Raw genomic sequence first — 19,431 nt, forward strand, 5'->3', positions numbered from 1 at the left:
AAAGCAATGACCAGCAGCAGAGTCCCCCCACGGACGGAACCCGTGAGATCGGCGACCGGTCTCCGGCTGCGCGACCGGATCGTCGGTGCGTGGAGAGACGTCCTGTCCCGGCCGCTGACGGACTACATCATGATCCTGTTCACCGTCATCGCCCTGACATCGATCGGCGTGGTGATGGTCTATTCATCGTCGATGACGTGGTCGATCTGGGAGGGCGGTAGCGTCTGGGGCACCGCCCTGCGCCAGGCGGTGATGATCGTCGTCGGCCTCGCCGCGATGTGGGTGTGTCTGATGGTGCGCCCGCAGACCATCCGCACCTTTGCACCCGCGCTGCTCATCATCTCGATCGTGCTGCTGATCGCGGTGCAGATACCGGGAATCGGCACGGGACGTGAGGAGGTGGGTTCCCAGTCATGGATCGTGCTCGGACCGCTGCAGTTCCAGCCCTCTGAGATCGCCAAGGTCGCGATCGCCGTGTGGGGCGCACACTACCTCGCCGGCCGCGGACCGGCCACCCACTGGCTGAATAACCACTACATGAGGTTCGCGGCGGTGGCCGGTGTGATGACCCTGATGATCTCCATGGAAGGCGATGCCGGCATGGCCGTCTCCTTCCTCATCGTGGTGCTGTTCATGCTGTTCTTCGCCGGTATCGCTATGGGTTGGATCGTCGTTGCCGGTATCGCCGTCCTCCTCGGGATGGCCGCACTGGCACTCGGTGGCGGGTTTCGATCGAACCGATTCTCGGTCTACTTCGATGCCCTGCTCGGCAACTTCACGGACACCAGGGGTACCGCCTTCCAGTCCTATCAGGGGTTCCTCTCGCTCGCCGATGGCTCAGCCACCGGAGTGGGGCTGGGCCAGTCACGGGCGAAGTGGTTCTATCTCCCTGAGGCCAAGAACGACTTCATCTTCGCCATCATCGGTGAGGAGCTGGGATTGCTGGGTGGCGCGCTGGTGATCGCCCTGTTCGCGGTGCTGCTCTTCTTCGGACTCCGCACCGCGCTGCGCAGTCATGATCCCTTCCTCAGTCTGATGGCCGCGACACTCACCGCGGCGGTGGTTTCCCAGGCGTTCATCAACATCGGATACGTCGTCGGGCTCCTCCCCGTCACGGGCATCCAGCTTCCGATGATCTCCGCCGGCGGTACCTCCGCGATCATCACCCTGGCATCGATGGGGCTGCTGGCCAACGCCGCGCGACACGAGCCGGAGGCGGTGTCCGCGATGGCCTCCTACGGTCGTCCCACCATCGACCGGCTCCTGATGCTGCGCGAACCCACCTCCGAACTGACCTCGAGAAACGCGCCCGTGGACAAACCTGCACGCAACGACAACCCCGGGCGCGACCGTGCCGCGGCGTCGAGGGAGCGTTTCGGCGAGCCGGTCACGGCCCGCCGTCCCACGAGGGAGGCGTCGAAGGATCCCTCCGGAACAACTGGTAGCCTCAGAAACCGACCCTCACCCCAGCGTTCCAGGGAACCGGGGTATCCGCGCAGGGCACCGGATGACCGGGACAACCGTTACCGTCGATAGCAGCAGGAATTCAAGGTAGGAGAGCTTCACGCACGTGAGTTACAGCACGCAGTTTTCTGTCGTCGTTGCAGGCGGTGGCACCGCCGGACACATTGAACCGGCCCTGGCGGTCGCGGAGGCTCTCAGGGACAACCACAACGCCCGGGTCAGTGCACTGGGTACGGCCAGGGGGCTGGAGACCTCCCTCGTCCCGGCCCGTGGATTCGATCTCCGGCTGATCGAGCCGGTGCCCGTCCCGCGCAAACCCAGCGTCGATCTGCTCAAACTACCCGCGCGCGTGCTGCGCTCTGTCAATCAGAGCAGGGCGGTCCTGCGGGAGGTCGGTGCCGATGCCCTGATCGGCTTCGGTGGCTATGTCTCGGCCCCGGCGTACCTCGCCGCACGCCAGCTCGGACTACTCTTCTTCGTCCACGAGGCCAATGCTCGTGCGGGGATGGCGAACAAGCTGGGGGTGCGCCTGGGCGGCGTCGGGCTCAATGCGGTCGCGGGTTCGGGGATGAAGGGGGAGGTGGTCGGGATCCCGATTCGGGCCGAACTGACCGGTGGTTCCAACAAGGCTGCCGCGCGCCGCGCCCACGAGCAGTGGAAGCTGGAGGACGGGCGCCCGATCATCCTGGTCACCGGAGGATCGCAGGGGGCGAGAAGCATCAACACCGCCCTGGAACCCGTCCTGCCCGAACTCCTCGCTTCCGGTTTCCAGGTTCTGCACGCGGTGGGAAAGAAGAACCCGCTGCCCAACCCGCAGCCGGGGTACGTCCCCGTGCCCTTCATCGAGGACATGCAGGCGGCCTACAGTGCGGCGGACCTGATTGTCTGCCGATCCGGTGCCATGACCGTCGCCGAGGTCACCGCCGCCGGACTGCCGGCGATCTACGTCCCCCTGCCGCACGGCAATGGCGAACAGGCGCTCAACGCGGGCGCCGTCATCGACGCCGGCGCGGCTCGGATGATCAGGGATGACGATCTGCGCCCGGAGATCCTGGGTGGGATGATCCACGAGATTCTTAACGACCCCGCGGTCGCGGGGTCGATGTCCGCGGCCGCCACGGCATCGGGGGCGGGCAACGCCGCCGGTGTCATCGCCGAACGGATCGTCAACGCGATCGCGAAGAACTAAAACTCCTTATTTCCGCAAGAACCCAAAGTACCAACTAAGGTGGTCACCGTGAATGAGCCCTCAAGTCCGGAAAAAAGCAAGATCGACCTGTCCCGGGTTCACCTCATCGGGATCGGCGGCGCCGGTATGTCCGGTGTGGCGAGAATCCTGCTCGCCCGCGGAAAGACGGTCACGGGTTCAGATGTCAAGGAGTCCAGGACGCTGCTTCCCCTGCGCGCGGTCGGCGCCAGGATCGCCGTCGGACACAAGGCCGAAAACCTTGAACTCTCCGGGCAGCTGCCCACCGTCGTCGTCACCTCCTTCGCCGCCATCCCACAGGACAACCCGGAACTCGTGCGCGCACGCGAGGAGGGGATTCCGATCATCCGCCGTTCGGACCTGCTCGCCGAACTTCTGGAGGGATACCGGCAGGTGTTGATCGCCGGCACCCACGGAAAGACCTCAACCACCTCAATGACGGTCGTGGTGATGCAGGCCGCCGGAATGGACCCGAGCTTCGCCATCGGCGGGCAGCTCAACAAGGCGGGCATCAACGCGCATCAGGGCACCGGGGAGGTCTTTGTCGCGGAGGCCGACGAATCCGATGCCTCGCTGCTCCGCTACCGTCCGGATGTGGCCGTGGTTACCAACATCGAGCCCGATCACCTCGACTTCTTCAAGACCGAGGAGGCCTACTTCGCGGTATTCGACGACTTCGCCGCGCGGATCGTCGAGGGTGGGACCCTGGTGGTGTGCCTGGACGACGAGCATGCCGGGGCACTCGGCGAACGCAGCCTGGACAAGGGAATCCGCGTGATCGGATACGGTACGGCCGCGGCTGCGGAAAGGCATCCCTCCGTGCCCGCGGCGGCGGTGGTCACCCGCACCGAGGTGGTTGCGGAGGGTACCCGGGCGACCATCGACATCGATGGTCGCGACCTCGACGTCGTTCTTCGCATCCCTGGTGAGCACATGGTGCTCAATGGTGCCGCGGCCCTGCTGGCCGGCCACCTGGCAGGCGGGGACCTGGACAGGCTCGCGGAGGGCCTCAGTGACTTCTCCGGAGTGCGTCGCAGGTTCGAGCTGCACGGAATCGTCGAGGGTGGCCCCTTTGACGGCGCCGCGGTATTCGATGACTACGCCCACCATCCCACCGAGGTCACCGCCGTGCTCACCGCCGCGCGGGAGAGGGTGAAGGCGGCGGGAAGGGGACGTGTCATCGTCGCATTCCAGCCGCATCTGTACTCCCGCACCATCGAGTTCCACAAGGAATTCGGACAGGCGCTCTCTCTGGCGGATTCGGTTGTCCTGCTCGATATCTACGGTGCCCGTGAACGTCCGGTCGAGGGCGTCACCTCTCAGATCATCGCCGATAACGTCACCGTGCCGGTGGTCTTCGAGAGGAACTTCTCGGCAGTGCCCGCTCGTATCCTCGAGATCGCGGGTCCGGGTGATCTGATTCTGACCATGGGTGCCGGGTCGGTGACCATGCTGGCTCCGGAGATCTTCCACGAGCTCCGGGGATAGGGTCGGGATGCGGAGGAAGACCGTTACCTGGTCCATCGTCGCCCTGATACTGCTCGTCGTGATCGGCGCCGCGGTGACGTGGTTCGTCCCCGTGTTCCGGGTGGGCTCGATCGAGATCACCGGGGCCACGCGGACCGATCCTACGGAAGTGGAGGAGGTCTCCGGGATCGCGGAGGGGAGCAATCTCCTGCGCATGGATGCCACCGCGGCCGCCACCTCGATCGCCGCCCTGCCGTGGGTCGAGTCGGTGACGGTCAACCGGCGCCTGCCGTCGACGGTGCAGATTGATCTGGTGGAACGCGAGGCGGCGGTCTTCGTGCGCCGTGGAGACGGAGATCATGTCATAGACACCAGCGGGCGTGCGATCATCATCGGCACACCGCCACCGGGGAGTATTGAAGTCAGGGGGGCGCGGGAGGATGATCCCGATGTGCTCCCCGCCGTCACCGCGGTTCTCGCCGCGATTGACGCGCAGGATCCGCAACTGCGGACGCTGATCGCCGACATCCAGGCTCCCGACCAGTTTGACATCTCCCTGCATCTGACCGACGGCAGGGAGATCTACTGGGGTTCCTCCGACAACAACCACGACAAGGCCGTTGCACTGGCCACGGTTGTCAAGCGGGAGGGGGGATCATGGAATATCAGCTCCCCGTCGATGGTGACCGTCCGCTAGAGTGTGTCTCGGGTATTTTCGCACCTCAATAACCCTAAAGTTGTAGTTTAGGGTACCGACACGCCGCCGGAAATGTCCGACACATCCGGCGGGTTTTCACACATTATTGATTGCAGTCGACAATCGTCGGGCCAGCATCCTTCACGGGCGCACGATTGGCTTGAAAAACTGGCAATTGTTTTAGCGCACAACTCATCTCCGAAAGGCGAGACATAGACCATGACCTCACCGAACAACTACCTCGCCAAGATCAAGGTCGTCGGCGTGGGCGGCGGCGGAGTAAACGCCGTCAACCGCATGATTGAAGAAGGCCTCAAGGGCGTGGAGTTCATCGCGGTGAACACCGATTCGCAAGCCCTGATGTTTTCGGATGCCGATGTCAAGCTCGATATCGGACGCGAGGCCACCCGTGGGCTGGGCGCCGGAGCGAACCCGGAGGTCGGTCGCACCTCCGCGGAGGATCACAAGAACGAGATCGAGGAGACCATCAAGGGCTCCGACATGGTGTTCGTCACCGCGGGTGAGGGTGGAGGCACCGGCACCGGCGCAGCTCCGGTGGTCGCCGGAATCGCCAAGAAGATGGGTGCCCTTACCATCGGTGTGGTCACCCGCCCCTTCGAATTCGAGGGGAAGCGGCGCACGCGCCAGGCGGAGGAGGGTATCGCCGCCCTGCGCGAGGTGTGCGACACCCTTATAGTCATTCCGAATGACCGTCTCCTGGAGCTCGGCGACGCCAATCTGTCGATGATGGAGGCCTTCCGGCACGCCGATGAGGTCCTGCACAACGGCGTTCAGGGTATCACCAATCTGATCACCATCCCCGGCGTAATCAACGTCGACTTCGCCGACGTCCGTTCGGTCATGGCGGAGGCCGGATCGGCCCTCATGGGTGTGGGATCGGCCCGCGGGGACAACCGGGTGGTCACCGCGACCGAGCAGGCGATCAACTCCCCGCTCCTGGAGTCCACCATGGACGGCGCCACCGGTGTGCTGCTCTCCTTCGCAGGTGGTTCGGACCTCGGTCTGCTTGAGGTCAACGCCGCCGCCTCCATGGTGCGCGAGCGCTCCGACGAGGATGTCAACCTCATTTTCGGTACCATCATCGATGACAATCTTGGTGATGAGGTCCGTGTCACGGTGATCGCCACCGGTTTCGATTCCGCGCGTGCGATCGCCTCCCAGGAGCGCCGTGGCACCGATTCCGCTCCGATCAGCCAGACCGCGACGCCCGCACCGGTCGGTGAGGCCGCGCCGGAGCCTGCCGGTGAATCGATCTTCGGCGGATCCCGTGAGTCCGACCCCTATGAGTCCCGTTCGGCGGGTGCCCGCCACCGCGTCGACGGCGGCCGCGGTAACGGACTGTTCACCCGCGGTGATGAGCGCGAGTACCGGCGCGAGGATTCCCGTGAGGATCGCAGGGACGACCGGCGCGATGACCGCAGGGATGACCGTCGCCGGGACGACGGCGATGATTTGGATGTACCCAGCTTCCTGCGCTGATCCCGCGGGAGAATAGACTGTGCCGCATGGATAGTCTTGATCCCCGTTCCCGCCCCGTCCGCAAGGTGTTCACCACCAGAGCGGGCGGGGTTTCGCGTGCCCCCTATGACTCCTTCAATCTCGGCGACCACGTCGGTGATGATCCCGCGGACGTGCTCAGCAACAGGAAGCGCCTCGCCTCCGTGATCGGTATACCCGCCGAACGGGTCGTCTACATGGAGCAGATCCACTCCAACACCGTCACCGTGGTTACGGGCCCCACGCCGGGTTCCGAGGCCGTTCCCGCAACGGATTCCCTGGTCACCACCGAGCGGGGACTGGCGCTGGCCGTGCTCGTCGCCGACTGTGTGCCGGTGCTGATGTCGGACACCGTGGCGGGGGTGATCGCCGCTGTCCACGCGGGCAGGATGGGGGCGCGTAACGCGATCGTTGCCAGGACGGTGACGACCATGGTCGAGCTGGGTGCCACCCCCGCGAATATCCATGTGCTCATGGGCGCGGCGGCATCGGGGCGCAACTACGAGGTCCCCGAGGCCATGGCGCTCGACGTTGAATCGAGGCTGCCCGGATCCAGGACCACGACCGACCGCGGGACTGCCGGCCTGGATATCCGAGCGGGACTGATCCGCCAGCTGCTCGGCCTCGGTGTCCGGGCGATCGATGCCGATCCCCGCTGCACGATCGAGGACGGGGAGTTCTTTTCCCACCGTCGCCAGGGAACCACCGGCCGCCAGGCCGGCGTCATCTGGATGCCGGAGGCATAGATGGAGCGCCGAACCGAGTTGGAGAAGAACCTCACCAGGGTCCGAGCGCGTATCGACGCCTGCACCGCCGCCGCCGGACGTCCCACGGGCAGCGTCCGGCTACTGCCGGTAACGAAGTTCCATCCCGTCGACGACATCAGGGTGCTCCGGGACCTGGGGGTGCGCGAGGTGGGGGAGAACCGGGAGCAGGAGGCCAGGGCCAAACACGCGGAGCTTCCCGGGATCACCTTCCATATGATCGGCCAGATTCAGGTGAAGAAGGCCAATGCGGTCGCCCGCTGGGCGGGCGCCGTCCATTCGGTGGACAGCATCCGCCTCGCGGATGCGCTCGACCGTGGGGTCCGGCTGGCGGTCGAGCGCGGCGACAGGGGCGTCGGCAAGCTCGAGTGCTTTGTTCAACTCAGCCTGGACGGCGACGACGGCCGCGGGGGAGCCACCGGGGACGAGATCACCGACATCGCCGAGGCGGTGGCGGGATCGGGGCATCTCGCCCTGGCCGGTCTAATGTGTGTGCCGCCGCTGGGGTGGGACCCCTCGGCGTCCTTTGCCCGTGCCAGGGAGGTACTGGCACGATTGGAGGAGCGATTTGCCAGGCAACTTGAATTTTCCGCCGGTATGTCTGGGGACATGGCTGAAGCGATCAGCCACGGCTCAACAATCGTGCGTGTCGGAACGGATATTCTCGGGCCCCGGCCGCTAGCGTAGGAAACCAGGTTCGATGGTGGATTACGATTGTCGAAGTTCCAACGAACGAGCTGCACATGAATCAAGAAGTTCCAGGTGAAGGGAAGCCGCCATGTCAATGTTGAAGAAGACGAAGGAATTCTTCGGCCTCGCGCCGTATGAAGCCAGCCACGACGATGCCTACTACGCGGAGGAGCCGCGCTACGAGGGCAGCACCGCCTACGCTCCGGAATATCGCGAGCAGGAGTACTCCTACACACCGCCGGCCCCCGCCGCACCGGCAAGTCGTGCCTTCCAGCCGACGATCGTGCCCGTGGAACTGCATTCCTTCGAGGATGCGCAGGAGATCGGTGCCGCGTTCCGCGACGGCGACGCGGTGGTCTTTGAAATGTCGCTGCTCTCCCGAGAGGAATCCCGGCGCATCGTCGATTTCGCCGCCGGCCTCTGCTTCGCGCTGCGCGGGAAGATGAAGAAGCTTGACGGCGTGACCTTTGCCGTCATTCCCGAGCTGTCCACAGTGAGCACGAGCGAGCTGGAGAGGGCCGCCCGAATTCGCTAGTCCCCTCCGGATTCCTGGGAGGAGTTGCGGACCGAGGGGAAACGGCCCCCGGTGATCCGTGACCGTCACCGCAAACATGTGCAGCGTGACCGCGAAACCACCGAACCCGCCATGACGCGTCGAACGTCACGGCGGGTTCGCTGGTTTCGGGGCATGGCGTGACATGCTCAGACAAAGTCAGATAGGCTGGTTCGCCGTGGGTACCATTGCATTCCTGATCGCCTGGATCATCAATCTCTATATGTACGTGCTGATCGCGCGCATTGTCATTGAGATGATCCAGTCCTTTTCCCGAAGTTTCGCTCCGCCTAAGTGGTTCTATGTGGTCGCCGAACCGATCTTCCTGATCACCGATCCGCCCGTGAAGGCGCTGCGTCGTCTCATTCCACCGCTGCCGCTTGGCAACGTCCGCCTGGATGTCTCGGTGATCATCTTGTTCTTCCTGCTCTCGATTCTGCGTGTGGTCGTGCTGGCGTTCGCCTGATTCCATGCTCCCCGGGCCGGTTTTCCGGCGCGGACGTAGATTGAATTACCCCCGGATGTCTCCCCCCGCAGCCGACCCTGTCCGGCTACCGGGGAGGTCATGCCGGGGCCGTTGCTTTTCTGCGCAACCCGGTGTGGGGCGCCCGGCGGGTGGACGCCCGAAAATCGGGCAAAACCGGTCGCAGAATCACATTTCTCTAACCCAAAGGGGTAGGGTGAGGCTCATCCGCCTAAAATGTCGGGTGGATCGGGATTGGTTGTGTTCCGGTGCGAAAGTTGAAGGTCTCATCCGGAACAGTTTCGGCGCGTGAACACGACAAAAACTCAAGCCTGGCTACAATGACGACTTAAGAATAGTACGATAAATGGAAAAACCGGTCGTGGGAGATTCCCGCGACCGAGTCCCGGTTCCGCCTGGGCCACCGTTAAATCGAAGGGAATCCGCTCATGCCGTTGACTCCAGCTGATGTGCATAACGTAGCTTTCAGTAAGCCGCCGATCGGCAAGCGTGGCTACAACGAAGATGAGGTTGATCAGTTCCTCGACCTCGTCGAGGACACCCTCGCCCAGTTGCAGGACGAGAACGACGATCTGCGCCAGCGTGTTGAAGAACTGGAAACGGAGGCGAAACAGGGATCCCCGAAGGGTTCCACCGCCGCCCCGGTCGCGGCGGGCACCAAGCCGGGCGTCGACGAGGCCGCCATCCGCCGCGAGGCCGAGGAGAAGGTCCGCGCCGAGTACAAGAGCAAGCTGGACGAGGCCACCAAGGCCGCAGAGAAGGCCAAGGCCGAGGCAACCGCCGCACGCGCCGAGGCTGACAAGGCCAAAGCGGAGGCCAAGAACGCAGGCAGCGCCACCACCGCGCAGCCGGTCGCCGTGGCCGCACCCACCGGCGCCGCCACCGTGGACACCCACATGCAGGCAGCCAAGGTGCTGGGCCTCGCACAGGAAATGGCGGACCGCCTCACCTCCGAGGCGCAGGCCGAGTCCAAGTCCATGCTCAATGAGGCACGCGAGGCCGCTGAGAAGCAGGTCGACGAGGCGAACACCGCATCATCGAAGACCCTGGAGGAGGCCCGCCAGCGCGCCGCATCCCAGGTCTCCGAAGCCGATGCCCGTGCCAAGAACCTCATCGCGGAGGCAGAGAAGAAGTCCGCGGCCACCATTGCCGACGCCACCTCCAGGGCAGCCGCCCAGGTGCGCCAGGCTGAGGACAAGGCAAACGCCCTGCAGGCGGACGCCGAGCGCAAGCACACCGAGACCATGGCCGCGGTCAAGGAGCAGCAGAACGCGCTCGAGATCCGAATCGCGGAACTCCAGACCTTCGAGCGTGAGTACCGCACCCGCCTGAAGACCCTGCTCGAGGGCCAGCTGGAGGAACTGAACTCCCGTGGCTCCTCCGCCCCGAGCAACAACACCGGCTCCAACAACGGTGGAGATTCCCAGTAGGATCTCACCGACGATGAACAGCGCTCCCCGGGGGTCCGACAATAGTGACGGACACCGGGAGCGTTTTTGTTTTCCCACAAGAATTTCAATCCTAGGAGCACGAACGTGCTGATTGCCGCGATCGTCCTGGCCCTCATCGGGTTCATCCTGCTGGTGATAACCCTGGTCGCACCGTCGGCGGTGTGGACCTGGCTGCTCATTGCGGTGGTGCTCGCGGGTCTGGTGCTATTCGCCCTCGACGAGGCCAGACGCTTGGCCAGACGGCGAAACCGCGACCGGATCCGGAACCGCGGCGACGCGGTCGACCGGAGCTGAGGTCGCGGGCCCACGCAACCCTTGACCCTGACACCGTGTCAGGTGGTGGACTCGGGGGCATGGACAGCACAATCATCACAGCCCTCTCCGCACAGAACCCCTCGATCCGCCTGCGTGCGGTGCTGGCGGCCGGGACCGTTCCGGACCCGGCGCTGGTGGACCCGCTGATCGATCGAGGAGCCGGGGAGCGGGACTTCTATGTCCGCGACATGCTCACCTGGGCTGTGACCAGACATCCCGATCGGATCGTGGTCCCGAAGCTGATCCGGCAGCTGGGCGATTCACGCCCGGGGGCGCGCAGCTTCGCCCTGCACACCCTGTCGAAGGTGCGGGTTCCGGGCATCTGGGAGCAACTACCGGTGCACCTGCTTCACGACGCCTCCACCGAGGTCAGGACCGCCGCCTGGCGGGCTGCGGTGGCGGTCGTGCCGCAACGGGAGCAGGGGGTTCTCGTCGACGAGCTCAGACAGGAGCTGGGTCGAGGGGATTGGGAGACCCAGCGCAGCCTCAGCCGCGCCCTCGCCGCACTCGCCGGAACATCGCGGCCCGAGCTGCTCGCCGTGTCCGCGCACGCGAGCGCCACGCTCGCCCTGATTGATGATCCGGATTCGGATTTCCTCTCCGACCTGGAGCTTGCCCGAAGGCTTGCCGCCGCGGGCACGGAAGCGGACAATTAGGTCATGCTGATCGGTGAGGTGGTGGAGCTGAGCGGGGTCAGTGCCCGCATGCTGCGCCACTATGAGGCCAGGGGGCTGTTGCCCACCACCCGGCGCCTGAGCTCCGGATACCGTGAGTACAGCGACGCCGATCTGCGCAGGATCTTCCATATAGAGAGCCTGAGAACCCTCGGGATGAGCCTTGAACAGGTCAGATCCGCCCTCGACGATCCGGATTCCGACCTGGGTGAGGTGGTGGATCAGCTGATCGGGGAAACCGGGCGGAGACTGCGAAGGGACAGTGAGCTCCTGGAACGGCTGCGGTCGGTGAAGTCCACCGGAGTCGGCGACACCGACTCGGTGCTGGGGGTCACCGCGCTGCTCACCGCCCTGCGCTCGACGGATCCGGGGCGCAGACAGCTCTCGGCACTGTCGGTGGCACCCCCTGTTCCCGTTCCGCAGCTGGTGCGCTCTGCCCTCCGGGAGGAGGACCCGAATGTCGCCGGGGCCCTGTCCTGGGCCGTCCTGCAGGCCGGCGATGCGGCGCTCGCCGAGGTCGGCAGAGGGCTTCACTCCCGCGATGCCGCGGTACGCCTTCGGGCCCTGCGGATCCTCGTCCAATCACCGGGCTCGACCCCGGAACTGCGTGTCGCACTTGCAGATTCCGATCCGGCTGTCAGTCATCTGGCGGCCCTCGAACTGGGCAGGCGCGGCGAGGAACAGGCCGTGGGAATCCTGCTCGGGATGATTCCCGCGGGGCACCGTGATGTCGAGGCCGCGGAGGCCCTTGCGCTGCATCCCCAATGGGAGGCGGCGGTCATTCAGCAGATAGCCGCCGAGCTCGGGAACCGGACTGGTCCCGATCCCGCGCGGGCCCGCCTGACCCAGGCACTGGCCGAGTTTCCCGGAGCCGGTGAGCTTCTTGAATCCCTGACGGCGGATGACAACCGGCGGGTCCGGCTGACCGCCAGGTCCATCCTGGACTCCCGGGCACCGGGGCGTCGTCCCCGCGGGTAGCCATCCGGGTGGGCGCCGGCGGACGGGGAGTGCGTGAATGAAACCAGCCCTGGAATAGACCACACGGTCTACGGCACTGCCATACTTTATCCATGAGTGAGTATCTGGCGATTCAACACGCCGAGACACAGGGGTATCGCAAGGATCTGAAGGCGCGACACATCCAGATGATCGCGCTCGGCGGCGCACTGGGAACCGGCCTCTTCCTCGGCGCCGGGGGTCGACTCAACGCGGGCGGCCCGGGTCTGGCACTGGTCTACGCGGTGTGCGGGCTGATCGGCTATCTCATGCTCAGGTCCCTGGGCGAGATGGTGGTGCACCGACCGACCTCCGGATCCTTCACCTCCTACGCCAGGGAGTTCCTCGGGGAGAAGTGGGCGTTCTTCGCCGGCTGGATCTATTTCCTGGCCTGGGTCACCGTGGGAATCGCGGAGCTCACCGCGATAGCCGTCTATCTGCAGTTCTGGCCGATCTTTCAGACGGTTCCGCAGTGGGTGCTCGTGGCCGTCGCACTAGGGGTGGTGGTCGGCCTGAATCTTCTCGGGGTCAGATTCTTCGGAGAGGCGGAGTTCTGGTTCGCCCTGATCAAAGTCGCGGCTATCCTGGTGTTCATGGTGGTCGGCATCGTCGTCATCGTCAGTGGCCATGACGTCGCCGGCCACCAGCCCGGCTTCGCCACACTTTCCGAGGGCGACTGGTTTCCCAATGGTGTCCTTCCGCTGATCGTGATGACCCAGGGTGTCGTCTTCGCCTATGCGGGGATAGACATGATCGGTGTCGCGGCGGGCGAGACGAGGAACCCGGAGAAGCAGATACCCAGGGCGATCAATACCACCGTCATCCGGATCATCTTCTTCTACGTGGGATCCGTGCTGCTGCTCGCCCTCCTTCTTCCCGCGGCTGCTTATCGGGGGGACGAGTCGCCGTTTGTCACCTTCATGAATGCCCTGGGTGTTCCCGGCGCCGCGGACATCATGAATCTGGTGGTGCTCACCGCGGCCCTCTCCTCGGTCAATGCGGGCCTCTATGCCACCGCCCGGGTGCTCAAACCGCTCGCGCACTCCGGTTCCGCACCGCGGTTCCTCGGGCTGATGTCCGGCAACGGGGTTCCGATGGGCGGTGTGTGGCTGACCACCGGCATGCTGGTTCTCGGCATAGTGTTGAACTACGTTGTCCCGCACCGCGCCTTCGAGATCGTGCTCAACTTCGGGGCGATCGCGATTCTGTGTGAGTGGGCGATGATCGTCATCGCACATCTGGGATATCTCCGCTGTGCCGCGAGGGGGGAGCTCAGCCGCCACGGCTACAGGGCCCCTCTCGGTGCCGCCGGCGACTGGATCGTGCTGGTGTTCCTGGCGGGCGTTTTCGTGTTGATGGCGCTGGACCGCCCCGTCGGCAGCTACACACTGCTTGCCGCCGTGATCGTGCTGACACCCGCCTTCACCCTCGGTTGGCTACTGACCGGAAACTCCAGGCGGGCGGCACGCCGCGCCCCGGTTCGGGTATCCCCGTGACAGCTAACCGGCCGTGGAAAGCAGCCGGTCCAGGGTCGCCTCCGCTCCGTGTTCGTGGAGATCTCGAAGCGTGGTGAGGTAGGAGTCGGTGAAGGTGGTGGAGTCCACGAGGTCGCCGAAGACCTCCCGGAGCCTGAGAAAGGACAGGGCGTCCTCCTGGTAGCGCTGCGCCGCAGGTACCAGGGTGTCGGACAGCCGGTCCACGACGGGGATCGGCCGGCCCTTGTCGTCGACGGCCTCGGCATAGCGCGCCCAGCTGGCGACGATGGCGGCGGAGAATGTGATCCCGCGTCCCGCGTCGAGGTTCTCCCGTATCACCGGGAGGAGCCATGTGGGTATCCTGTCGGAGGATTCGGCGCAGAGTCTGGCCACGGTGTCCCGCACCGCCTTGTTTCCGAAACGCTCGATCAGCTGGTGCCGGTAGGCGTTGAGATCCGTTCCGGGAAGCGGCAACAGGGTGGGGCTGGCCTCCCGCTCCATATAGGCCAGAAGGAACTCCCGGAAGCGCCGATCCGCCATGACCTCGGCGACCTCCGTGTGCCCGGCCAGATATCCGAAATAGCACAACCCCTGGTGGGAGGCGTTGAGCAGGCGCAGCTTCATCAGTTCAAAGGGTACGACGTCGCTGACCAACTGGACACCCGCATCCTCGAGGGGTGGGCGACCGGCGGTGAAGGTATCCTCCAGGACCCACTGGGTGAAGTCCTCACACACGACCGGCCAGGCGTCGCGGTAGCCGAGCCGATCGATGACCTCGGTTCGGTCCGTATCCGTGGTCTCCGGGGTGATCCGGTCCACCATCGAATTCGGGAACGCGACATTGGCGTCAATCCACGCGGCGAGGTCAGGGGAGATCCCCCCTGCGAAGGCAAGGAACATCCGGTGGGCTATGTCCCCGTTTCCCTGAATGTTGTCGCAGCTCATGATGGTAAACGGGGTCAGTGCGTCATCCCTGCGCCTGATCAGCGCGGCGGTGATCAGGCCGAAGAAGGTGCGGAGGTTGGTGGTCCGGCCCGCCCGGAGCTCGGCGGTATCGTGGGCGATGTGTTCGTTTCGGGCGTTGAACTCCCCGGTGAGGTGGTCGAAATTGTACCCGCCCTCGGTGACAGTCAGCGAGACGATCCTGATCCGGGGATCGCTGAGGATACCGACGGCGCGGGCCGGATCCTCGGGTGCGAAGACATAGTCGATGATCGATCCCACGATCCTGGAGGTCACCGAGCCGTGGGCCGACTTCTCGCTGAGCGTGTAGAGGTGGTCCTGGCCGGCGAGCGCATCCCGCATGCGGACGTCGGATGGCATGACACCCATGCCGATGATTCCGTAGTCGAACGCCTTCCCCTGGTTCATCAGGGTGTCCAGATACAGCGCCTGGTGGGCGCGATGAAAGCCGCCGACGCCGAAATGGACGATTCCGGGGGTTATCGAGGTGCGGTCATATCCGGGTCCGGACGCGGCGGCGCTACGGGTGGCGGAGGTGAGGCGGGGTGTGGTGGTCACGGCAGTTCGGGCCTTTCGCATGGAGGGTGGGGTGGAACCTAGGTGGTGGTGCGTTCGACGGTCGGAGTGGCCCCGGACGATGTGACGGGATCCCCCGGCACGGTCACGGGAACGCCGTCGAAGCCTGGCTGGGTGCCCTTCAGCGCCAGGGACATCGCCCCGGACGCGAGATAGAGGGCAAAGAAGACGAGCACCAGCCCGGTGGCGCCGATCAGCGGATGCAGGATGGCCACGAGCAGCGGTCCCACAGCTACCGCGGCACCGATGCCCAGATTGTAGGTCGACATCGCCGCGCCGGGATGCTCGCGATCAAGCGAAACTGCGATGGCGGACAGGGGAACGTAGCCGGCGAGTGAGATTCCGAACAGGGCACCGGCGAGAAGTGTCAGGGCGAACGCGGTGTTGTCCGCCAGCCCCGCCCTGAGCGCGATGATCGGGGTGAAGTACACCAGGACCATGGTCACCGCGCAGGCGACCGAACCAGACCAGAACATCGTCCGTGCCCAGCCCAGCCTGTCCCCGAGCCATCCGTAGAAGGGATTGAATGGGAGATTGACCGCATATATGACGGTGGTCAGGAGCAGAAACCGGGATACCGACCAATCAAGATCCTCACGGAAGAACGCGGGGAAGAAGATGGCCATGGCATAGGTCGGGATGGAGTTGATGGTCCGGATGTAGGTGACAAACCTGGCCCTGCGGTCGCGGAGGAAGAGCTTGAGTCCGTGGCTGAGTGTCTCCACCACCTCATCGGGGTTGTCCACGAGGGGAGCCCGGCCCTTCTTCTCCCTGACGCCGATCAGTGCGAAGGCGGCGCCGATGACAACCAGAACGAGGGATACCCACAGTGTCTGGTAGTAGGACAGGCTGAACATTGACATGGAAACCGTGGCGGTCAGCGCACCGAGGGTGGGCAGTCCCGCGGAGAAGGCGACATAGAACCAGCCGACCCCGGTCCCGAGCTGTCTGGGGGCGGCGGTGGCGGTGATCCAGACCAGGAATCCGTAGGCGAACAGCGGGTAGCCGAATCCGCGCAGGCCGTAGGTGATGAAGATCAGGGCACGGTTGTCACTGGTCAGTGCGAGGGTAAGAAAGGCAATCTCGAAGGCGACCCAGATCGCGGCGCCGAGCAGCATCACCTTCCGGGGACCCCAGAGATCGGACAGTGCGGCGGCGAAGAAGGCCGCCACCGCGACGGCGATGCCATAGACGGTAACCAGGGTCCCCGCCAGTGACACCGAGAAGCCGTGGTTGTCGCTGAGAAAGGGTTCGAGAATATTGGTTTCCACCCCGTCACCGATCATGAAGATGGTCAGGCCGACGAATCCCCACAGCAGGGGACGGGGTATACCCATGCGCTGCAGTGGTCCGCGCGATTCGACGTCGCCGGGGCCGGGACTGGAACTTTGTGTGCTCATTGTGGTCCTCAATTGGTCTTCCGTGGTGTGGTGATGTCAGTCACTCCTCATTCATAACAAGAATCTAACACCAAACTAACGTCGTCGTGCAAGAAAAATGCGACATTCGTGTTGCGTAGGGGGTGATACTGAAACTTTTGGCAATGAAGCTGATAAGTTTTGTGAGAAACGGCAGAATCCCCTTCATCCTGGTTAGAATGATGTGAGAAATGCGGCTGTTTTTTAACAAGCTCGACCCACGTATGAACGATCGGCGGAAGGAATGGCCATGGGAGAGGTGAACGCTCATCCCCCGGCACACGCGGGTACCGGTGTTCCGGTGGAAGCGGGTGCCGCCGCACTGGGTATGGACCAGCGAAGGGTCGGAATCGCGGAGGTGATCAACAATAACGGGGGAGCCAGAATCGAACAGCTGGCCACCAGGTTCGGGGTCAGCGCGATGACCATTCACCGCGATCTCGACGCACTGGCCGCGGAGGGGCTGATCACCCGCGTCAGGGGAGGCGCCCGACCGGTTCGTGCTGCCCTGGTGGAACGGGATGTCGAGATCCGCCGTGGCCTCAATCATGAGATCAAGCAGCAGCTCGCTCTCTGCGCACTCAGGCTGCTCGAGCCCCGATCCGTGATCGCACTGGATGATTCGACCACCGTGGCCACGCTGGTGCCGGGCATCTTCGACAGCCATCCGTCCGGTCTGATCACCCATTCCCTGGCGCTGATGCAGGAGATCGCCCTGCAGTCACCGGATACCCCGATGGTCGGACTCGGCGGAACATACGAGCCGGGCACCGGGTCCTTTCTCGGCGCATCGACAATCAGCCAGATCAGCCAGCTCAACGCCGGGTTCTCGGTCGTCTCAACGACCTCGCTGCGGGGCCGGGCGATCTATCATCCCGACGAGCACGCGGCCAGGACGAAGACTGCGGTCCTCAACGCCGGCGAGGTGAGGATCCTCATGGTTGATTCCTCAAAAACGGCGATGACGGGCATGTACCACGTCGCCGATCTGGGCGAATTCGATCACGTCATCATTGATGACAACATCAGCATGGAGGTACGGGAGAATCTCGCACGCTGCGGTGCGCAGCTCCACCTGGTGGACACCCCCGTACCCATGAGTCCCGAAGGAAAGGTCACCAAGGAATGAGTCTGGTTCTCGGCGTGGATTCCTCCACCCAATCGTGCAAGGCACTTCTCGTCGATGCGGAAACCGGGGAAATTGTCGACAGGGGCCGGGCCGCCCATCCATGGGGCACCCGGATCGATCCCCGGGTGTGGGTCGAGGCGATGGAGGAAGCGACGGCGGGGCTGATCGATCGCGCGGATGCGATATCCATAGCGGGCCAGCAGCACGGAATGGTGGTTGTCGATGACAGGGGTGAGGTGGTCCGTGATGCCATGCTCTGGCACGACACCTCCTCCGCGCCTGAGGCGCGTGAGCTCATCAGTGAACTTGGCGGGGCGCAGGAGTGCATCAGTCGCACCGGAAGCCTGATGGTGGCCTCGTTCACGGGCGCCAAACTGAGGTGGCTGCGCAACCATGAACCCGAGAACGCCGCGCGGGTCTCGGCGGTTATGCTCCCGCACGACTACCTGACCTGGTCCATCACCGGGCGGGGCCGGATGGTCACCGACCACGGCGATGCCTCGGGCACCGGATACTACGATCCGCGTGCCAGGGAGTTCCGCCCCGAGCTCGCCGAACTCTATCTCGGACACCCGCTCAGACTCCCCGAACTCGCGGCCCCCGCCGAAATCGTCGGCAGCACGGCGGCGGGCATTCCCGTCGCCGCGGGGACGGGTGACAACATGGCCGCGGCACTTGGCCTCCAGCTGGGTTCCGGAGATGTCTGTGTCTCCATCGGCACCTCCGGCGTCGCCAGTGCCGTGGTCGCGGAACCGGTTGCGGATCCCACTGGCCTGGTGGCGGGATTCTGCGACGCCAGCGGGCGATACCTTCCACTCGCCTGCACACTCAACGGTGCCAGGGTGCTCGATTTCGCCGCAACGCTATTGGGTGTGGATCACGGGCGGCTATCCGATCTCGCACTCTCCGGCACCCCCGGCTCCAACGGCGTGGTGATGCTGCCCTACCTGGCGGGGGAGCGCACCCCGAACCGGCCCGATGCCACGGGGGTGATCTCCGGACTAACCGGGGAAACCAGTCGCGAGGATATCGCGCGCGCAGTAGTGGAGGGAGTGCTCTCATCACTCTCGGATGCCGTCGACGCCGTGGAATCGGCAACCGGGGTGGTCACCGGGCGCATCATATTCATCGGTGGGGCGACCAACAACGAGGCGGTGCGCGCGATCGCACCCTCGATCTTCGGCGTGGATGTGGTCATTCCGGAGGCGGGCGAGTACGTCGCGCTCGGAGCCGCACGCCAGGCGGCGTGGGCGCTGGCCGGCGGTGGCGATCCGCCGGCGTGGAACCCGGTTCCCTCGAGCACCCTGCCTGCTGGGCGACGCGGCACCGCGGTCGCCGGCTACACACGATTGCGAAACGACACCGCCGGCTGGTGACGGCGCCTCCATTCCGCACCGCGCCCCGTGCCGGGATCGGGGCGAGGTTGACCGGGTGCGCTATACTCGGTTCAGACGCGTTCCCGGTGAATTTGAGGTACCGGGTTGTGCGGGCGGCGTCGATCCGGCCATCACCGGGGAGCCATTCGGAAGAACAGCGACATCCCCTCACGTTGTGAAATGTCGCCCAGTAGAACCGGACGGGTGGGACCGT

Annotated in this window: 18 protein-coding genes; 16 read left to right on the forward strand and 2 right to left on the reverse strand. The window is 64.8% G+C overall.

The window, feature by feature from the left end; translation table 11 throughout:
• Positions 1-6: 6 nt before the first annotated feature.
• From B7E02_RS06415 to B7E02_RS06480, 14 genes are all read left to right on the forward strand, one after another.
• Positions 7-1,536 carry a peptidoglycan glycosyltransferase FtsW gene (locus tag B7E02_RS06415; protein WP_080794083.1) on the forward strand — a complete coding sequence of 510 codons (1,530 nt, stop codon included), beginning with the start codon at positions 7-9 and terminating at the stop codon, positions 1,534-1,536.
• 34 nt (positions 1,537-1,570) lie between these two features.
• Positions 1,571-2,653, forward strand: coding sequence for an undecaprenyldiphospho-muramoylpentapeptide beta-N-acetylglucosaminyltransferase (murG, locus tag B7E02_RS06420; RefSeq protein WP_080794084.1), 1,083 nt, complete (start codon positions 1,571-1,573; stop codon positions 2,651-2,653).
• 126 nt (positions 2,654-2,779) lie between these two features.
• Entirely contained in the window at positions 2,780-4,159 is a 1,380-nt protein-coding gene (gene murC / locus B7E02_RS06425) for a UDP-N-acetylmuramate--L-alanine ligase (protein ID WP_218672384.1), read from the forward strand.
• A gap of 7 nt (positions 4,160-4,166) precedes the next feature.
• Entirely contained in the window at positions 4,167-4,835 is a 669-nt protein-coding gene (locus tag B7E02_RS06430) for a cell division protein FtsQ/DivIB (protein ID WP_080794087.1), read from the forward strand.
• A gap of 219 nt (positions 4,836-5,054) precedes the next feature.
• Positions 5,055-6,335, forward strand: coding sequence for a cell division protein FtsZ (gene ftsZ, locus B7E02_RS06435; protein WP_080794089.1), 1,281 nt, complete (start codon positions 5,055-5,057; stop codon positions 6,333-6,335).
• A 26-nt stretch (positions 6,336-6,361) separates the two neighbouring features.
• On the forward strand, positions 6,362-7,099 hold the full coding sequence (gene pgeF / locus B7E02_RS06440; RefSeq protein WP_080794091.1) for a peptidoglycan editing factor PgeF: 738 nt from the start codon (positions 6,362-6,364) through the stop codon (positions 7,097-7,099).
• A complete protein-coding gene (locus B7E02_RS06445) occupies positions 7,100-7,804 on the forward strand; it encodes a YggS family pyridoxal phosphate-dependent enzyme (protein ID WP_080794093.1) in 705 nt (234 codons plus the stop codon).
• Between the two features lie 91 nt (positions 7,805-7,895).
• Positions 7,896-8,342 carry a cell division protein SepF gene (locus tag B7E02_RS06450; RefSeq protein WP_080794095.1) on the forward strand — a complete coding sequence of 149 codons (447 nt, stop codon included), beginning with the start codon at positions 7,896-7,898 and terminating at the stop codon, positions 8,340-8,342.
• Between the two features lie 196 nt (positions 8,343-8,538).
• Positions 8,539-8,826, forward strand: coding sequence for a YggT family protein (locus tag B7E02_RS06455; RefSeq protein ID WP_080794097.1), 288 nt, complete (start codon positions 8,539-8,541; stop codon positions 8,824-8,826).
• Positions 8,827-9,272: 446 nt separating this feature from the next.
• Positions 9,273-10,274: a DivIVA domain-containing protein gene (locus B7E02_RS06460; RefSeq protein ID WP_080794100.1), complete on the forward strand. Its 1,002-nt coding sequence runs from the start codon at positions 9,273-9,275 to the stop codon at positions 10,272-10,274.
• A 105-nt stretch (positions 10,275-10,379) separates the two neighbouring features.
• Positions 10,380-10,589, forward strand: a complete 210-nt coding sequence (locus B7E02_RS06465; protein ID WP_080794101.1) for a hypothetical protein — start codon at positions 10,380-10,382, stop codon at positions 10,587-10,589.
• A 59-nt stretch (positions 10,590-10,648) separates the two neighbouring features.
• A complete protein-coding gene (locus B7E02_RS06470) occupies positions 10,649-11,266 on the forward strand; it encodes a HEAT repeat domain-containing protein (RefSeq protein WP_080794103.1) in 618 nt (205 codons plus the stop codon).
• A 3-nt stretch (positions 11,267-11,269) separates the two neighbouring features.
• Positions 11,270-12,262 (forward strand): MerR family transcriptional regulator, encoded by a 993-nt coding sequence (locus tag B7E02_RS06475; RefSeq protein WP_080794105.1) that lies wholly within the window; start codon positions 11,270-11,272, stop codon positions 12,260-12,262.
• A 92-nt stretch (positions 12,263-12,354) separates the two neighbouring features.
• Positions 12,355-13,776, forward strand: a complete 1,422-nt coding sequence (locus tag B7E02_RS06480; protein ID WP_080794106.1) for an amino acid permease — start codon at positions 12,355-12,357, stop codon at positions 13,774-13,776.
• A 3-nt stretch (positions 13,777-13,779) separates the two neighbouring features.
• Here B7E02_RS06480 and B7E02_RS06485 read toward each other — a convergent pair whose 3' ends face one another.
• Positions 13,780-15,297 carry a mannitol dehydrogenase family protein gene (locus B7E02_RS06485; protein WP_080794107.1) on the reverse strand — a complete coding sequence of 506 codons (1,518 nt, stop codon included), beginning with the start codon at positions 15,295-15,297 and terminating at the stop codon, positions 13,780-13,782.
• 17 nt (positions 15,298-15,314) lie between these two features.
• On the reverse strand, positions 15,315-16,694 hold the full coding sequence (locus B7E02_RS06490; RefSeq protein WP_080794109.1) for an MFS transporter: 1,380 nt from the start codon (positions 16,692-16,694) through the stop codon (positions 15,315-15,317).
• A 268-nt stretch (positions 16,695-16,962) separates the two neighbouring features.
• On the opposite strand from B7E02_RS06490, the gene B7E02_RS06495 reads away from it, so the two are divergent.
• Positions 16,963-17,841, forward strand: a complete 879-nt coding sequence (locus B7E02_RS06495; protein ID WP_179129671.1) for a DeoR/GlpR family DNA-binding transcription regulator — start codon at positions 16,963-16,965, stop codon at positions 17,839-17,841.
• Complete coding sequence (gene xylB, locus B7E02_RS06500; protein ID WP_080794112.1) at positions 17,838-19,217, forward strand: xylulokinase; 1,380 nt, start codon at positions 17,838-17,840, stop codon at positions 19,215-19,217. Before B7E02_RS06495 ends, xylB begins: the two co-directional genes overlap by 4 nt.
• Positions 19,218-19,431: the final 214 nt, after the last annotated feature.

It is taken from the genome of Corynebacterium pacaense (assembly GCF_900169525.1).
Classification (GTDB): domain Bacteria; phylum Actinomycetota; class Actinomycetes; order Mycobacteriales; family Mycobacteriaceae; genus Corynebacterium; species Corynebacterium pacaense.

What these genes read in the sequence shown, in the direction of transcription:
- B7E02_RS06415 (WP_080794083.1), top strand. Translation starts at nt 7, where the DNA reads ATGACCAGCAGCAGAGTCCCCCCACGGACGGAACCCGTGAGATCGGCG.
- murC (WP_218672384.1), top strand. Translation starts at nt 2,780, where the DNA reads ATGTCCGGTGTGGCGAGAATCCTGCTCGCCCGCGGAAAGACGGTCACG.
- B7E02_RS06430 (WP_080794087.1), top strand. Translation starts at nt 4,167, where the DNA reads ATGCGGAGGAAGACCGTTACCTGGTCCATCGTCGCCCTGATACTGCTC.
- ftsZ (WP_080794089.1), top strand. Translation starts at nt 5,055, where the DNA reads ATGACCTCACCGAACAACTACCTCGCCAAGATCAAGGTCGTCGGCGTG.
- pgeF (WP_080794091.1), top strand. Translation starts at nt 6,362, where the DNA reads ATGGATAGTCTTGATCCCCGTTCCCGCCCCGTCCGCAAGGTGTTCACC.
- B7E02_RS06445 (WP_080794093.1), top strand. Translation starts at nt 7,100, where the DNA reads ATGGAGCGCCGAACCGAGTTGGAGAAGAACCTCACCAGGGTCCGAGCG.
- B7E02_RS06450 (WP_080794095.1), top strand. Translation starts at nt 7,896, where the DNA reads ATGTCAATGTTGAAGAAGACGAAGGAATTCTTCGGCCTCGCGCCGTAT.
- B7E02_RS06460 (WP_080794100.1), top strand. Translation starts at nt 9,273, where the DNA reads ATGCCGTTGACTCCAGCTGATGTGCATAACGTAGCTTTCAGTAAGCCG.
- B7E02_RS06470 (WP_080794103.1), top strand. Translation starts at nt 10,649, where the DNA reads ATGGACAGCACAATCATCACAGCCCTCTCCGCACAGAACCCCTCGATC.
- B7E02_RS06475 (WP_080794105.1), top strand. Translation starts at nt 11,270, where the DNA reads ATGCTGATCGGTGAGGTGGTGGAGCTGAGCGGGGTCAGTGCCCGCATG.
- B7E02_RS06480 (WP_080794106.1), top strand. Translation starts at nt 12,355, where the DNA reads ATGAGTGAGTATCTGGCGATTCAACACGCCGAGACACAGGGGTATCGC.
- B7E02_RS06485 (WP_080794107.1), bottom strand. Translation starts at nt 15,297, where the DNA reads ATGCGAAAGGCCCGAACTGCCGTGACCACCACACCCCGCCTCACCTCC.
- B7E02_RS06490 (WP_080794109.1), bottom strand. Translation starts at nt 16,694, where the DNA reads ATGAGCACACAAAGTTCCAGTCCCGGCCCCGGCGACGTCGAATCGCGC.
- B7E02_RS06495 (WP_179129671.1), top strand. Translation starts at nt 16,963, where the DNA reads ATGGGAGAGGTGAACGCTCATCCCCCGGCACACGCGGGTACCGGTGTT.
- xylB (WP_080794112.1), top strand. Translation starts at nt 17,838, where the DNA reads ATGAGTCTGGTTCTCGGCGTGGATTCCTCCACCCAATCGTGCAAGGCA.